This is a genomic window from Nocardia cyriacigeorgica NBRC 100375 (assembly GCF_000308555.1).
GTDB lineage: Bacteria > Actinomycetota > Actinomycetes > Mycobacteriales > Mycobacteriaceae > Nocardia > Nocardia cyriacigeorgica.
Map to the genome: position 1 here is coordinate 12,972 of NZ_BAFY01000170.1, position 13,116 is coordinate 26,087.

The window sequence follows — 13,116 nt, forward strand, 5'->3', positions numbered from 1 at the left end:
CCTGGCACCGCCGCGAGTGGGCGGAGCGAGTCAGGTGGAGACGGTGACCTGCCCGGCCAGATCGATCTCGGTGCGACGGTCCTCGTCCGGCGCGTTCGCGAGCACCGTCGCCAGGATGCGGCGGCCGGTCGGCAGGATGCGCACGGTCACCGAGCCGGCGTTGGCCGCGTCCAACTCGCGGATGGCGGCCTCGATCACGCGACGACGCACCGAACGCGGCACTCCGTCGAATCCGCCGTCATCGAGCAACACCACCTCGACTCCCCTGGCGCGCGCGCCTCGGGCGGCGCTGTTGAGCTCATCGGTGGCCAGCTGCGGCGCCCGCAGGCCATCCCGCAATTCGGCCTCGAGCAGCCGGCATTGTTCACGCTCGTAGGCGGTGAGTTCGACGCCGTCGGCGATGCGTTCCAGGATCGGGCGCGCCACCTTGTCCAGCCGGGCCAGCTGACGATCACGCTCACCGTTCTCTGCGGCCATCGTGGCTTCGGCGGCCGCCCGCATGGTGGCCTCCTCGCGCAGCAGTCGCAGCGACCGCTGTGTGGGCCGCATGATCAGCGCGCACACCGATACGCCCGCGACGGTGGCGACCGGCACGATCGAGCCGACGATCACCCCCGCCGAGAGCCCGGCGACCGCGCCGACCACCGCGACGACGACGGCCACTCCGGCGACGCCGAGCCAGGCCGCGCCCATCCGCCCGCGCAGCACCAGTACCGCGAGCACATACGACGACGCGAAGGCCGTCCACACCTGGCTCGACGCGTACTCCTGCACGTCGAAGGTGGTCAACGCGGTGGCCAGCGGTCCAGCGATCACGATGTAGGCGGTCGCGGGCCAGGGCAGTGGCTCATGCGGCGCCATCAGCACCACAACGCCCGCCACCACCAGTAGCACCAGCGCGGCCGTGGCGGGCACGGGCGAGGCCTCGCTGAAGTTGCGCACCATGTACAGCACGATGGTCAGTTCCAGGATGGCCAGAAACAGCCAGCCCGCGGCGCCGCGCAAGCCGAGCAGGTCGCGCAGTCCGAAATCTGCGCTCGTCTCAGCCATCGCCACCCCAGACCAAGGTCACCGTGGTCCCCTCGCCCGGCTGCGATTCCACGAACGCGGCACCGCCGGCGAGCTGACGCATCCGGCCGAGAATGCTGACCGAGATGCCCAGCCGATCCACCGGCACCACGTTCTGATCGAATCCGGCGCCGTCATCGCGCATTTCGGTGCGGATACCGCCGGCGCTGACCGTCACGGTGACGCAGCGGCGCACCTCGCGGCCGGGCACCGTGGCATGGCGCAGGCTGTTGCGCGCGGCCTCGGCCAGGGCCGCGGCGATCGTGCTCGCGGCGCTCACCGGCAGCCGCAGATCATCGAATCCGGCGGTGCGGCGGGCGGTGAATTCGATACCGGGGTTCACTTCGTGCACCGCCGAACGCAGAAAGCCGATCGCCGACTGCGCATCCAGATGGTCCGGATCGGTGCTGCCTGCCCGCGATTCGTCGAGCTGTTCCAGGGTGCGTTCGGCCTGACGGCGCAGCACCGGTGATTCGGTGCCGCCGCGCGAGGCATCCAGCAGGGTCGACAGCACCGCATCGTGGATGAGAGCGGCGAATCGGGCGCGTTCCCGGTCGCGGGCGGCGGCGCCCGCGACGGCGGCGGCCCGGCGGCCGGCGACCTCCGATTCCCGGTCCACCCGGATGCCTGCCTCGCGGGCGTAGACCACACACCACAGGAACAGCGCGCAGAGCCCGGCCGCCCGCGCGAAATCGCCCGCCGACGTCAACGCGGAGACATCGGGCACGACGAACAGATTCACCACGGCCGACAGTGCTGAACCGATGAACAGGTAACCGATCGCGGGCACGGTTGGCCAGGCCAAAGCGGCCGCGAGCACACCGAGGGCGAGCACGCGGTACACCCACACCGAGCCGACGGCGTCGGTGGGCTGCGAGTAAGCCAGCATGATCACCACCATCGCGGCCAGGAAGCTGATCGCGGCAGCACCGCTGACCAGGCGAATGGTCCGTGGTCGCGCACCGATGGAGACGAAGGCCAGCGCCGGGAACATGCCGAAGGCCAGCAGCACCGCGGTGATCGTCCAGCCGGGCGCGATATCGCGGCTCTGATCGGCGATCTCGGGCAGCTCGACCAGGGCGGCGATCACCCCGGCCAAACCGACGACCAGTCCGAAACGGCGCAGGATGCGTTCGGAGGCGCCGTCGCCGGCGTGGTCTCGCGACACCGCGGCCAGGCCACGCCACCAGCGGGCCGCGCGAACTCGGTCGAGCGGGGTCGGCGTGGGCGCGGCGGTGTCCAGCAAGCCTGCCGCGGTCACGGGTGCGGATGCCGCTCGGGGACCGGCAGCCATCCGTCCTCCACCGCGCGCTTGTACAGATCCGTCTTGGTGGGCGCGGGCCGGCCGGCGTCGGCGTACTTCTGCCGGATCCGGCCCAGGTAGTCGTTGACGGTCTGTTCCGACAGCCCGGTGAGCCGGGCCACTCGCGAGGCCTTCTCCCCCGACGCGTAGAGGGTGAGCACCTCTTCCTGACGCGGGCTCAGCCCCACACTCGACAGCTGTGGGTCGCCATCGATGGCGGCGGCCCAGTCGGTGGTGACGACCTGCTCGCCGGAGGCGGCCCGGCGGACCGCGGCCACGACGGTGGGCACGTCCTCGGATTTGCGGACGACCCCGAGCACACCCGCACGCGCCGCCGAACGCACCAGGAAGGCGTTGTCCGCGCCGGTGAACACCAGCACCTCCATGCCGCGCTCGCGCAGCGCACGCACATTGTCCTCAGGGGTCGAGCCGTCGGCCAGCCGCAGGTCCAGCACCACCAGATCCACCGGTTCGGCCAACGCCGGATCGGCGAGCAGTTCGGCGACCGTGCCCGCCGTCGCCACCAGGTCGAGATCGGGATGCGGGGCGAGCATCGCCGCCAAGCCGATCGCGACCGATTCATGGTCTTCGACCAGCCCTATCCGGCGTGGAGTGCTTTCGACCCCTTCGGCCCACGTCACCTCGACAACTCCCATCCCGAGCAACCGGTCCACCGCGGACCGCACATTGGTACTTCAGCAGTATGCCCGCCGAAGCCGGGGATGGTCAGCCACCAATATTCGGGGGCGCGTTTAGGCGCGAGGGGTCGGACGCGTCCGGCTCTTCGCTGGACAACTCCGTCATATCGTCCTGCGGCCAGCACACTGCCCACAGACACACCACGAGCGGCAGGCCGATCACTACGACCCACCCGGCTGCGATCACCGCACCGCCCCGGCCACACGCCATCGAGCGAAGGACAATCGGGGAACGACGGTCTCCACATCGGCGATATCCATTGCCCGATTGAGTTCCAGCGGTCCGATATGCCCTGGCGCAGGCACGATCACCGCATCTACGCCGGTGGCGCGCGCCTGGTCGGCCACCGGCAATAGCGAATGTTCATCCGGCCACACCACTCGGTAGCCGAGTCGCCGTGCCAGCCTGCACACCTGTGCTCGATCCCACTCCGGCGCAGTGCTGGCGTCGTGATCGATCCATCCCAACGCTGTCGGCCTCATCGCGTCCCCTGCCGTCGTCTCCCTGTGACTTGCACCCGCCGCAGAGGAATCAGTGTTCGACTCTGCGGCTAGGCATGACGGAATCCTCGGGGAGGATCGCCGGGAGCTGATACAACTTTGCGCACCTTTGCGCACTGTCTTGTGAACCACACGTAATACAGGGACGATTGCGAGACATGTTCGCTCAATTTGCAAAGGATGGCACCGCTATGCACGCACACCTCGCTTTGCGTCTGCTCGGCTCCGGCTCGAAGAGCGGCACCTGCCCGGCCGTGTATGCGGCCGAGACAGGCGAGCTGGTCGTACAAGGCGACATCACCGACAGGGCCGGTACCGTACGGGTGCCCTACGCCCTGCTCGACTGGTTGGAACCGGGCATGACGCTGCCTGTCGAGGCGACCGACGCTGCCGGGATTTTCCTGGTAAGTGGCGAGCAGGTCACCGCGCCGGAAGTCCTTGCGCAGCTGCGCCTCGCCGACCATGAGACGGCAGTAGTGGTGCGCTGATGCTCCACGTTGTCGGAGACGCAGTATTCGAGCCGCTCTTCCGTGCGGCCCGCCGATATGCGTTTCATCTGGAGGTGCAGGACACCTACGGCGTGGCCGATGAAGTCGAAGCACTGCGCCGCTGGGAAGCCGGACAGACGTACGAACCCGAGGAACATCCCGCGTCGTGGAAGGCCTGGGACGACCTGATGATCGAGACGGCCGGCCGCGGCGTCGCGCTCGAACGGCTGCGCGTGGTAACGGTCCCGCACTCGACGTACACCAGGTGGCTGCTCAGCGAGACAGCCAACAACGTGGAAGTCGGCGAGGCGGTACGGTGGCTGCCGCGCCACCTCACCGACCCAGCCGAGGTGCCGGGCGATGACTACTGGTTATTCGATGACGACACGGTGGCATTCACGACGTTCGCCGAGACGGGAGAGTTCATGGGCCTGTCCATCACCTCTGATCCGGGAATCGTCGGGCTGTGCGTGAAGGCACGAGCAACGTTGTGGCCGAAAGGTATCGACCACGCGCTGTACACGGACAGTGAGTACGCGCACGCGCCGTGAGAGCTGTCGATGACGCACGGTCCGCGCTCGGCGCGCGCCTTCGGGAGCTGCGCCGAGCCGCTAACCTGTCCGGCGTCGATCTCGCCGCTCGATGCGGCTGGCATTCCAGCAAAATCAGCCGCATCGAGCGCGGCAAGCAAGCCCCGTCAGAAGCAGACCTCGCGGCCTGGTGCGAGGCATGCGGCGCGCTAAACGTTCTGGACGACCTGGTAGCGAGCCTGCGCAACCTGCGCGCGATGTACCTGGAGTGGCAGCGCACCCTGGCCGGCGGCCACGCGCACCGACAGCGCCAGTCCATCGAGCTCGAAGGGCAGACCAGACTCATCCGCTGGTACGACCCCGACACCATGCCCGGCCTGCTCCAGACCGAGGGCTACGCCCGCGCGATCCTGCGCGTGTGTATCTCCATGATCGGCGGCCGTGACGACCTGGAAGACGCCGTAGCGATGCGGATGGCCCGCAAGAACGTCCTTCAGCGCCGCGGACACCGCTTCCACATCCTGATCGGCGAGGCCGCGCTCTATCCGACAGTCGGAGACAACGCAGTGATGGTTGGGCAGCTCGAACACCTCCTCGGCGAGCTGGATCGCCCCAACCTTCGTCTCGGTGTGATCCCGCTCGACGCCGAGTACCGCGCCCCGGCGACGAACTTCGTCATCTACGACCGCTCCCGAGTGCTCACCGAGACCGTCAGCGCCGAACTGACCATCACCCGGCCGTCCGAGATCGCTTTGCACGAGAAGACCTTCGCCGTGCTCGCCGACCAGGCCGCCTACAACGACGCCGCCCGAGCGCTCATCATGCGAGCGCTGGAGCATCGAACGATTCCGCCGTCGAGGAGTCTCTAGCGCGCCGCGCGAGCTTGCGCACAGGTCAGACAGCGCGCCTGCTTTCCACTGCGTGGATCGAGTAGGAAATCGTGATTGAACAACTTACGGTGCCCTCTGTTTCGTTCACACGTCCGGCAGTTGCGCCACCCATTCTTCAGCCTCGTGTTCTCCGGTGTGAATTCATGGCCGTGCGGACAGAACCGAGATACCGCATGTTTCGCCAGAAAACACACGCGGCAACGGCGCACTGTCGTCGGATTGCTCGTGTCAATCAGGTACTCGTGCCCATGCTTCGGAACATGATCAGCATTGAGGCGGCATAGCACGCAATTGCGCCAACCCTTTGCAGTGTATTCCGTTGTCGCCTTGGTGAACTTGTGACCGTTGACGCAATGCGTCGAGGGCGGATTCAACTTGCGACAGGTGAGGCAACGCCGCTTCTTGAGCGGTCCGCCTGGGTCCGGAACGAACGAGTGTCCGTAGTTCGGGACATGTGTTCTATCCCAAGTACATTGCTGGCAGTACCGCTTTCCGTCGCTGCCGACTCGCGTGTTCTCCGGCGTGTACTCATGCCCCTGAGGGCAGAACTGCGGCGTCGCTTCCTCACGTGCCCGACAGACGAGGCACCGTCGGCGCAGATCGCTCGCATTCTCAGGGTCAGCAACAAATTCATGCCCGTGCTTTTCGAGGTGGTACCGGTCCGTGTTGCACTGGCGGCACCGCCGATGGCCGTCCGGGCTGTAGTCCGTGTTCTCGTCGTCGTAGGTGTGTTCTTGTGGGCAAGCGAGGATCACCATTGCGGCGCGCCTCAGGTTCTCACCAATTGTCACCGCCTCAAGATGCCGGGGATTGCAGCACAACGGGACACCGCACAAGTGGTCAATCGTGAGATTGAGCGCTGAGCTCTCACCGTTCGCGAGCTCGTACGCGAGGCGGTGAACCTGAATAACGCGCCCCTTACGCTTCTGACCCGGCACACGCATATACATGCGCCCGTATCCCATCTCATTCTTTGAGCCGGTCCACACTTGGCAGTCGCCCGTGAGCCCATACAAGGTCTTGCCGCGCTCCGAAACCGGCTGAGGAACAAGCCCCCTCCTCAACTTCACTGCCGGAGAAACCGAAGGTCCGGTCGCGACGCCGTGACCGTCGAGATATACGACAGCGACAGCTACACTGGCCGCGACCGTTAGCAATTCACCGCACCCGCAACCGCATTTGACCTTGTTCGGGTCACCGTATTTCTTCAGGCGCCGAAGGTGCGCCTGGCACAGTCCACGCCCAGCGGCTGGACGCGGGCACCCATCGAGCTTGCATTCATCACCCCCCACCGGAACACGCGGAGCGGATCGGTCAGCAGGTAGCTGCGCGCTGTTCTCGGCTCGCTCGATGTTGAATTTGCGCGCATTGCACGTCCAATGAGCAGCGCAACAATTCTCCATCGTGTGGGGGCCACCCCTAGACAGAGGAATCACATGGTCGACGACCGGAGACAGTGGGTCATGTTTGCCGCCAAGAACTCGGGTTGTCCGCAAATACTCCGGGATCAGCTCGCCGCACAGGTGGCATACCCAGCCGTCCCGCTCGAACACCTCTCGCGCGATGACAAGTTCCGTCTCAACCCCCCACCCCTTCGCGCGGTTGAGCGCGTCACGAGCCCGGATCAACTCGGCCTTGCGGCGCTTGACGTGTTCCTCGCATCGCTGACGGCTCGGCCCACGCCCTGTGGGCCGAGAATCGAACATCGTGTCGCAATCGGCGCATTTAATGAGCATGAGGCCTCCTCATCCCATTGGATCATCTCCCGGTGACAACAATCAGCGCTTCCGCGCAGGTGAGTGCACTGCGAGCACTAGGCCAGGAGCCGAGCTGCGACGGTCACTCCGAGCCCCAACGCCATTCGATGTCACTCGTGCTCGGCTTGCCGGAGACCGCCGCGTAGTCGGCAGACTTCGACCAAACGAGTCCGGTCGTGACCGACGTGGCGCCCTTAGGACCACCACACACGCGAGCGGTGGGCCGAGGCGCTACATGCACGGGTCTCACCCGGTGTTCGCCGATATCCAGGCTGCCCTGGCGGGATCCTGCGACGGTGAGGAGCTGACCGAACTCGGCGGCGGGCTAGCCTGTGAGATCGAATCGACTCTCGAAGCCGTCTGGCCTGCCAGCCGTTCGCTGGCGGCGAGCCCTTTCCGCGACGGTGGGCGGAGCACGCATTGAGAGCTACCTTCACCGCGCCGCGCCCAGAGCTGTGATCAAGGGAAAATGTGCAAGCCAATGCCCGTCCGGCGTTGTGTCCACGATCATCACAACACCGCCCCCGCCGGCAAGCCGGTGCTGGTCCGATCACCAAGACCGTCAGCGCCGAACTGACCATCACCTGGCCCTCGGAGATCTCCCTTCTGCATAAGGCGACGTTCGCTATTCTCGCTGACGACACCGACCGAACGCTCATGGTGCGTGGCTGGAGCGGCGTGCGGGGGCTGCGTAGCGCACCCGGGCCGATTCAGGATGGTCTGGCCCAGCGTATTACTCGGCTGGCAATCGGAATCCAGGTTCGCCCTGACCCGCGATAGCCAGATTGCTCAATCGCGGCTCGGGCAATCGAGCAGGCAGGGCAGCCTGGTCGTCCGGGTGTCGATATACGTACTCGCTGGCGGAGTACACCGTGCGTTCATTGATGAACTGCGCAAGTGCCGTCGTCCCTCGTTCGACTGAATCGAGACGGCCTGCGCGAACTTGCTCCACCGGGTAGCCGTTCTCAATCATCGGCTTAACGTCGGACATGATCAGACCAAGTTTCCGCGTCAGCGGAAACGTAATGCCCCACGCAGTCGCGAATCCGAGCCCGTCCCAAGGCTGGCTGTCCTCAGCAGCTATTAGGCCCACAGGCGAGTCGGAGGTCACCAGCGAGCGTCGGGTGAACCGGACCAGCTGCCACGGCCGAGAAACTATGTACGGCAGCAGCTCGACAGCCGTGTTCACTATCTGCTCAATGTGCGCGAAGGGTGTAAAGGTGATCGGGGGTCCGTCGGGTTGGGTAGCCTGCTGCCATACCGTCTCGGCCTCGTCTTCGTCCAGCTCCACCCCGTACCGGTTCTGAACCCACTGTTTGACGTTGTCACGTCCACCAACTTCAACCTCAAGCCGCGCAATATGGGCCGCGAGGTATTCCATCGACCGGCGGTGATCCGGCCCTCGCAAGGTCTGCACTGCCAAGAACAGCGCAAACGTCGCTCGCTGTTCCTCCGACAACGGCCATTCACCAGCTTCGATCGCCCGGAGAACGGTCGCGGCGCTTCCCTCCAGTTCTGACAACGCCTTCTCGAATACATCCGGCCCGTCGGGATGGCCGTCGATCGAATAGAAGTGGTTGATAGCGGCGGATTTGTCGATGGACTGCGTGTAGCTCTTTTCTCCCGGCAATCGCACGGTTGTAATCCACTCCCGATGGTCGGCGAAACCACGCAGGTAGAACTTGGGCACCGTGTGGTGCAGCTTTCTGACCTCGCCCACAGCTCACTCCCCCATCAGCTGAGCGGCCACCGTTGCGCCTAGCTCCCAGCACGCTTGAAGGTCGCCCCTGGACGGCTTGCCCGACACCACCACATACTCAGCCGTCTTCACCCACCCGAGCCCCGTCGTAATGGAGGTGACGCCCTTCTCCGCGCCTTCGGTGCCCTCGTTGCCGTGGAAGTACGCACCGAATGGCCGTCCGCGCGTGGAATCGAGGCAGGGGTAGTAGATGACATCGAACGCGTGCTTGAGGGCACCGCTCATGTAGCCGAGGTTGGCCGGGGTGCCGAGCAGATAGCCGTCGGCCTCCAGCACGTCGGACGGTGTGACGGCGAGCGCGGCGCGCCGCACCACCTCCACGCCCTCGATCTCCGGATCGGTCGCGCCGGAGACCACCGCCTCGAACATCGCCTGCATGAACGGCGACGGGGTGTGATGGATGATCAGCAGTCGCGACACGACGACGAGGGTATCCCGGTGCTATCCGCGCTGTTCGCGTTCGTGGCGTTCCAGCTCCACCGCGCGGCGCATGGTGGCCCTGGCGCGACCGCGGTCGCCGGCGTAGTCGTAGGCGCGGGCCAGCCGGTAGGAGACCCGCCAGTTGTCGGGATCGGCTTCCCATTCCTGCTTGACCTTCAGGAACAGCTCGTCGGCCGCGGCGCGTTCGATGCGACCGGACGGCCGGCGCGGCAACTCGGACACATCCAATTCGAGGCCTTCCTCATGGATGCGCCGGGCCAGATGTTGATGCGCGAGCGCGGCCCGCACGGTGGCGTAGACGATCCAGACGCCGAGCACCGGCAGGATCAGCACGCCGATCCCGATGGCGACCGCGGCGCCGTCACCGGAGCCGATCAGGCTGATGGCGATCTTGCCGAGCAGCAGGAAATAGAAGACCAGCACCAGCACCAGCGCCGCCACCATGGCGACGATCTTCACCACATCCCGGCTCGGCCCGGCACCGGCCGATTCGGCCGGGTCCTGCGTGCTCACAGGTCCAGCAGCGGGTCGAGCCCGACGGTGAGGCCGGGGCGGTCGGCGATGCGGCGCACGCCGAGCAGGACGCCGGGGGCGAAGGAGGACCGGTCGATGGAGTCGTGGCGGATGGTCAGCGTTTCGCCCTGGGTGCCGAAGAGCACCTCCTGATGGGCGACGAGCCCGGCCAGGCGCACCGAATGCACCCGCACGCCGTCGACGTCGGCGCCGCGCGCGCCGTCGAGTTCGGTGCTGGTGGCGTCGGGGCTGCGGCCCACACCCGCCTTCTCCCTGGCCTCGGCGATCAGTCCGGCGGTGCGGTAGGCGGTGCCCGAGGGCGCGTCAGCCTTGTTCGGGTGATGCAGTTCGATGACCTCGACCGATTCGAAGAACCGGGCCGCCTGCTCGGCGAACCGCATCGACAGCACCGCACCGATCGCGAAGTTCGGCGCGATCAGCACGCCGACGTGCGGTTTGCCGGCCAGCCAGCCGCGCACCTCGTCGAGCCGGGCGGCGTCGAAACCGGTGGTGCCGACGACGGCGTGGATGCCGTGCTCGACGAGGAACTTCAGGTTGCCCATGACGACATCGGGGTGGGTGAAGTCGACCACGACCTGGGTGCCGGTCTCCAGGAATTTCTCCAGCGGATCGTCCTTGTCGACGCCAGCGACCAGCTCCAGATCGGCGGCGGCCTCGACCGCCGCGCAGATCGCCTGTCCGACCTTGCCCTGCGCGCCGAGCACACCCACCCGAATCGGTGCGGTCACGATTGGTCTCCCTACTTCTCGTCCGGCTGTTTCCGCCGAGCCTAACGTTCCGGTGCGGCGCGGTCGGCGGGCCCACCTGCGGCCCTGATCACAGTCACCGATGCGACCGTGGCGCAAGCGAAATCGGGGCTTGGCAGCACCGCGGAACAAACGTTAATGTGATCTGTCGTGACGGTGCTCCCGTTGGCCGCCTTGTACCGAGCCCGGGGTCGGGACCGTCACTACTCGAGGAGAAACTCCCCTGTCAGTACAGTTCAATCACACCATTGTCGGATGTAAAGACAATCGCGTATCCGCCGAATTCTGGGCGGACATCCTCGGTGTGGACATCGGCACCGAATGGGGCCCGTTCATTCCGGTCGCCACCGGTAATGGCGTCACCTTCGATTTCGCCAACGTCCCACCGCATATCGGCGATATCCAACCCCAGCATTATGCGTTCCTGGTGTCGGAGGCCGAATTCGACGCGGCCTACGACAAGATCCAGCGCTACCAACTGGAGTACTGGGCCGATCCGCACCAGCGCCATCCGGGCGAGATCAACCACAACGATGGTGGCCGAGGTATCTACTTCCTCGACCCGAGTGGGCACTACATGGAACTGATCACCGTCCCGTACGGCGGCTGGCCCCAGTAGTGGGCAGGGCCGGGTGGCAACACCCGGCCCTTTCGCGTACTACTCGTTCGACGGCCTCTCACGGTGGCATCGGGAAGCGCCATCGTGACAACTCAGTATGCGAAGAAATGGATACCGATGGGCACCGATCTCAGGTCCGCAGTCGAAGAACTGCACGTCGATCTGGCCACCTGGCTGGGGTCCGAAGCGGACGATTCGGTTTTCGAGCGTTTCGCCGCCGCTCAGCACCGATCGTTCTCGATGGTGACGACATCGGGCGAAATCCTTCGGCGAAGTGAACTATTGGACGGACTCCGTGGCGCGCGCAATACCAGCCCCGGAATGCGCATCGTTATCAGCGAATTCGAAGAGCTCGCCGGTGGATCCGACACAGTGGTGCGATTCCTGGAATCACACCACCATGCCGGACAGATATCGCGTCGCCGGGTGACGGCACTGCTCGTGCCGGCCGGCGGTGAGCCCGGCCTGCAGTGGTTGACCGTCCACGAAACTCCGCTCGCCGCCGACTGAGCGCGCCGCGGCTCAGGCCGCGGCCGCCATTTCGGCCCGTCCACGGCGAACACCGAGGCCCGCCGCGATCAGGCAGGCCACCGCGACCGCGCCGACGAACCAGGGGAACACCGTGCTCAAGCCCCAGGTCGTCGCCGCCCAGCCGGCGACGACGGTGGGCAAGGCCATCGCCGAGTAAGCCAGCAGGTAGTACGCCGACATGGTCTCGCCGCGCTTGTGCTGCGGCACGACGTTGGACAGGTGGCGCAGCGAACCGCCGAACCCGAGGCCGAAGGTGGCGCCGAGGGCCAGCCCGATGCCGATCACCGCGACCCAGTTGTGTGTGCCGAGGGCGGGAACGGTGAGCAACAGGGCGATGGCCATCCCGATATCGCCGATGATGGCGGCCGCGCGCGCGGGCACGCCGGTGGCGAACAGCTGCGCCAGCGCCGCCGACAGCGCGGTCGAGGCGACGACCAGCCCACCGAACACCAGATTGTGGATGCCGGTCTTCTCCGCGGCCAGCGACGGATACAGCGACAGCAGCACGCCGAGCACCGACCAGGCCGCCATCACGCCGATCGCGGAGAACCAGAAATCGCCGCGAATCTCTTGCGGCACCGCTGGCTTGGCGATCCGGATCCGTCCCGCCACCCGCGCGACATGCGGTTCGCGCAACGCCAGCACGCCGACGCCGATGATCAAGCAGATCACGCTGATCACCACATACGGCGTGCGCAGCGGGTTCGGCGCGTACTGCGCGAGCAACGCCGAACCGAGGATCGCCACCGCCATCCCGACATTGAACGCGACACCGGTGAGCTGACCCGAGCGCGCGCCGCGATGCGGACGCAGATCCAGCAACGCCGCCGCGCCGGCCACCACCGTCGCGCCGACCGCGAATCCGTGCAGCGCCCGCGCCAGCAACAGCATCGGCACCGTATCGGCCAGCACGAACACCACCAGCCCGGCGATCATCGTGGCGAACGCGCCGAGCAGCACCGGCTTGCGCCCGACGACGTCGGAGATCCGGCCGGAGACCAGCACCGCGCCCAGTGCCGCGACCGCGTAGACGGCGAACACGATGGTGGTGGTGAGCGGCGACAGATGCCATTCCCGCTCATAGATGCCATACAGCGGTGCGGGCACCCCCGACACCCCGAGCGCGACGCCACTGGCGGCCAGCACCAGAGCGTATGCCCACGACTGCGCGGCCCGCTCCTGGGCGGGCACTGCCGTTGTCGCTGCCATCGAAACCCCGATCAGGTAAGTTTGATAATGATCGAACCGAAT

15 protein-coding genes are annotated in these 13,116 nt (G+C 66.3%); 5 read left to right on the top strand and 10 right to left on the bottom strand.

The window, feature by feature from the left end; genetic code table 11:
• Positions 1 to 30: 30 nt before the first annotated feature.
• The 4 genes from RJ05_RS16210 to RJ05_RS16225 form a co-directional block, all read right to left on the bottom strand.
• A complete protein-coding gene (locus RJ05_RS16210) occupies positions 31 to 1,050 on the bottom strand; it encodes a DUF8320 family protein (protein ID WP_036538207.1) in 1,020 nt (339 codons plus the stop codon).
• The gene (locus tag RJ05_RS16215) at positions 1,043 to 2,362 is read right to left on the bottom strand and encodes an ATP-binding protein (protein WP_228828708.1); all 1,320 of its coding nucleotides are present in this window, start codon (positions 2,360 to 2,362) and stop codon (positions 1,043 to 1,045) included. Before RJ05_RS16215 ends, RJ05_RS16210 begins: the two co-directional genes overlap by 8 nt.
• A complete protein-coding gene (locus RJ05_RS16220; protein ID WP_051016632.1) occupies positions 2,326 to 3,027 on the bottom strand; it encodes a response regulator transcription factor in 702 nt (233 codons plus the stop codon). Before RJ05_RS16220 ends, RJ05_RS16215 begins: the two co-directional genes overlap by 37 nt.
• Before the next feature lie 225 nt (positions 3,028 to 3,252).
• Positions 3,253 to 3,552 carry a hypothetical protein gene (locus RJ05_RS16225; protein ID WP_036538163.1) on the bottom strand — a complete coding sequence of 100 codons (300 nt, stop codon included), beginning with the start codon at positions 3,550 to 3,552 and terminating at the stop codon, positions 3,253 to 3,255.
• 176 nt (positions 3,553 to 3,728) lie between these two features.
• Here RJ05_RS16225 and RJ05_RS16230 point away from each other — a divergent pair, with 176 nt between their 5' ends.
• Genes RJ05_RS16230 through RJ05_RS16240 form a run of 3 tightly spaced genes read left to right on the top strand, consistent with a single transcriptional unit; the run spans position 3,729 to position 5,457 of the window.
• Positions 3,729 to 4,058 (top strand): hypothetical protein, encoded by a 330-nt coding sequence (locus tag RJ05_RS16230; RefSeq protein ID WP_051016628.1) that lies wholly within the window; start codon positions 3,729 to 3,731, stop codon positions 4,056 to 4,058.
• A complete protein-coding gene (locus RJ05_RS16235) occupies positions 4,058 to 4,609 on the top strand; it encodes a DUF6879 family protein (protein ID WP_036538164.1) in 552 nt (183 codons plus the stop codon). Before RJ05_RS16230 ends, RJ05_RS16235 begins: the two co-directional genes overlap by 1 nt.
• Positions 4,606 to 5,457 (top strand): helix-turn-helix domain-containing protein, encoded by an 852-nt coding sequence (locus RJ05_RS16240; protein ID WP_036538165.1) that lies wholly within the window; start codon positions 4,606 to 4,608, stop codon positions 5,455 to 5,457. Before RJ05_RS16235 ends, RJ05_RS16240 begins: the two co-directional genes overlap by 4 nt.
• On the opposite strand, the gene RJ05_RS31945 is transcribed toward RJ05_RS16240, so the two are convergent.
• From RJ05_RS31945 to dapB, 5 genes are all read right to left on the bottom strand, one after another.
• Positions 5,454 to 7,214: an HNH endonuclease gene (locus RJ05_RS31945; RefSeq protein ID WP_036538166.1), complete on the bottom strand. Its 1,761-nt coding sequence runs from the start codon at positions 7,212 to 7,214 to the stop codon at positions 5,454 to 5,456. The two genes, RJ05_RS16240 and RJ05_RS31945, sit on opposite strands and share 4 nt — an antisense overlap.
• Positions 7,215 to 7,968: 754 nt before the next feature.
• Positions 7,969 to 8,955, bottom strand: a complete 987-nt coding sequence (locus tag RJ05_RS16250) for a DUF4238 domain-containing protein (protein ID WP_036538167.1) — start codon at positions 8,953 to 8,955, stop codon at positions 7,969 to 7,971.
• 3 nt (positions 8,956 to 8,958) lie between these two features.
• A complete protein-coding gene (locus RJ05_RS16255; RefSeq protein ID WP_036538169.1) occupies positions 8,959 to 9,414 on the bottom strand; it encodes a flavodoxin family protein in 456 nt (151 codons plus the stop codon).
• A 21-nt stretch (positions 9,415 to 9,435) separates the two neighbouring features.
• Positions 9,436 to 9,879, bottom strand: a complete 444-nt coding sequence (locus RJ05_RS16260) for a hypothetical protein (RefSeq protein WP_036538216.1) — start codon at positions 9,877 to 9,879, stop codon at positions 9,436 to 9,438.
• Between the two features lie 65 nt (positions 9,880 to 9,944).
• Entirely contained in the window at positions 9,945 to 10,697 is a 753-nt protein-coding gene (gene dapB / locus RJ05_RS16265) for a 4-hydroxy-tetrahydrodipicolinate reductase (protein WP_081597358.1), read from the bottom strand.
• A 241-nt stretch (positions 10,698 to 10,938) separates the two neighbouring features.
• On the opposite strand from dapB, the gene RJ05_RS16270 reads away from it, so the two are divergent.
• The gene (locus RJ05_RS16270; protein WP_036538171.1) at positions 10,939 to 11,334 is read left to right on the top strand and encodes a VOC family protein; all 396 of its coding nucleotides are present in this window, start codon (positions 10,939 to 10,941) and stop codon (positions 11,332 to 11,334) included.
• A 117-nt stretch (positions 11,335 to 11,451) separates the two neighbouring features.
• Positions 11,452 to 11,844, top strand: a complete 393-nt coding sequence (locus tag RJ05_RS16275; RefSeq protein ID WP_036538173.1) for a hypothetical protein — start codon at positions 11,452 to 11,454, stop codon at positions 11,842 to 11,844.
• Between the two features lie 12 nt (positions 11,845 to 11,856).
• Here the strand turns inward: RJ05_RS16275 and RJ05_RS16280 are convergent, their stop codons facing one another.
• Positions 11,857 to 13,074 (bottom strand): MFS transporter, encoded by a 1,218-nt coding sequence (locus tag RJ05_RS16280; protein ID WP_051016629.1) that lies wholly within the window; start codon positions 13,072 to 13,074, stop codon positions 11,857 to 11,859.
• Positions 13,075 to 13,116: the final 42 nt, after the last annotated feature.

Excerpts from the sequence above, each read along its gene's own strand:
- RJ05_RS16215 (WP_228828708.1), bottom strand. The coding sequence starts at position 2,362 with ATGGCTGCCGGTCCCCGAGCGGCATCCGCACCCGTGACCGCGGCAGGC.
- RJ05_RS16260 (WP_036538216.1), bottom strand. The coding sequence starts at position 9,879 with ATGGTGGCGGCGCTGGTGCTGGTGCTGGTCTTCTATTTCCTGCTGCTC.
- RJ05_RS16235 (WP_036538164.1), top strand. The coding sequence starts at position 4,058 with ATGCTCCACGTTGTCGGAGACGCAGTATTCGAGCCGCTCTTCCGTGCG.
- RJ05_RS16210 (WP_036538207.1), bottom strand. The coding sequence starts at position 1,050 with ATGGCTGAGACGAGCGCAGATTTCGGACTGCGCGACCTGCTCGGCTTG.
- RJ05_RS16280 (WP_051016629.1), bottom strand. The coding sequence starts at position 13,074 with ATGGCAGCGACAACGGCAGTGCCCGCCCAGGAGCGGGCCGCGCAGTCG.
- RJ05_RS31945 (WP_036538166.1), bottom strand. The coding sequence starts at position 7,214 with ATGCTCATTAAATGCGCCGATTGCGACACGATGTTCGATTCTCGGCCC.
- RJ05_RS16220 (WP_051016632.1), bottom strand. The coding sequence starts at position 3,027 with ATGGGAGTTGTCGAGGTGACGTGGGCCGAAGGGGTCGAAAGCACTCCA.
- RJ05_RS16225 (WP_036538163.1), bottom strand. The coding sequence starts at position 3,552 with ATGAGGCCGACAGCGTTGGGATGGATCGATCACGACGCCAGCACTGCG.
- RJ05_RS16275 (WP_036538173.1), top strand. The coding sequence starts at position 11,452 with ATGGGCACCGATCTCAGGTCCGCAGTCGAAGAACTGCACGTCGATCTG.
- RJ05_RS16230 (WP_051016628.1), top strand. The coding sequence starts at position 3,729 with ATGTTCGCTCAATTTGCAAAGGATGGCACCGCTATGCACGCACACCTC.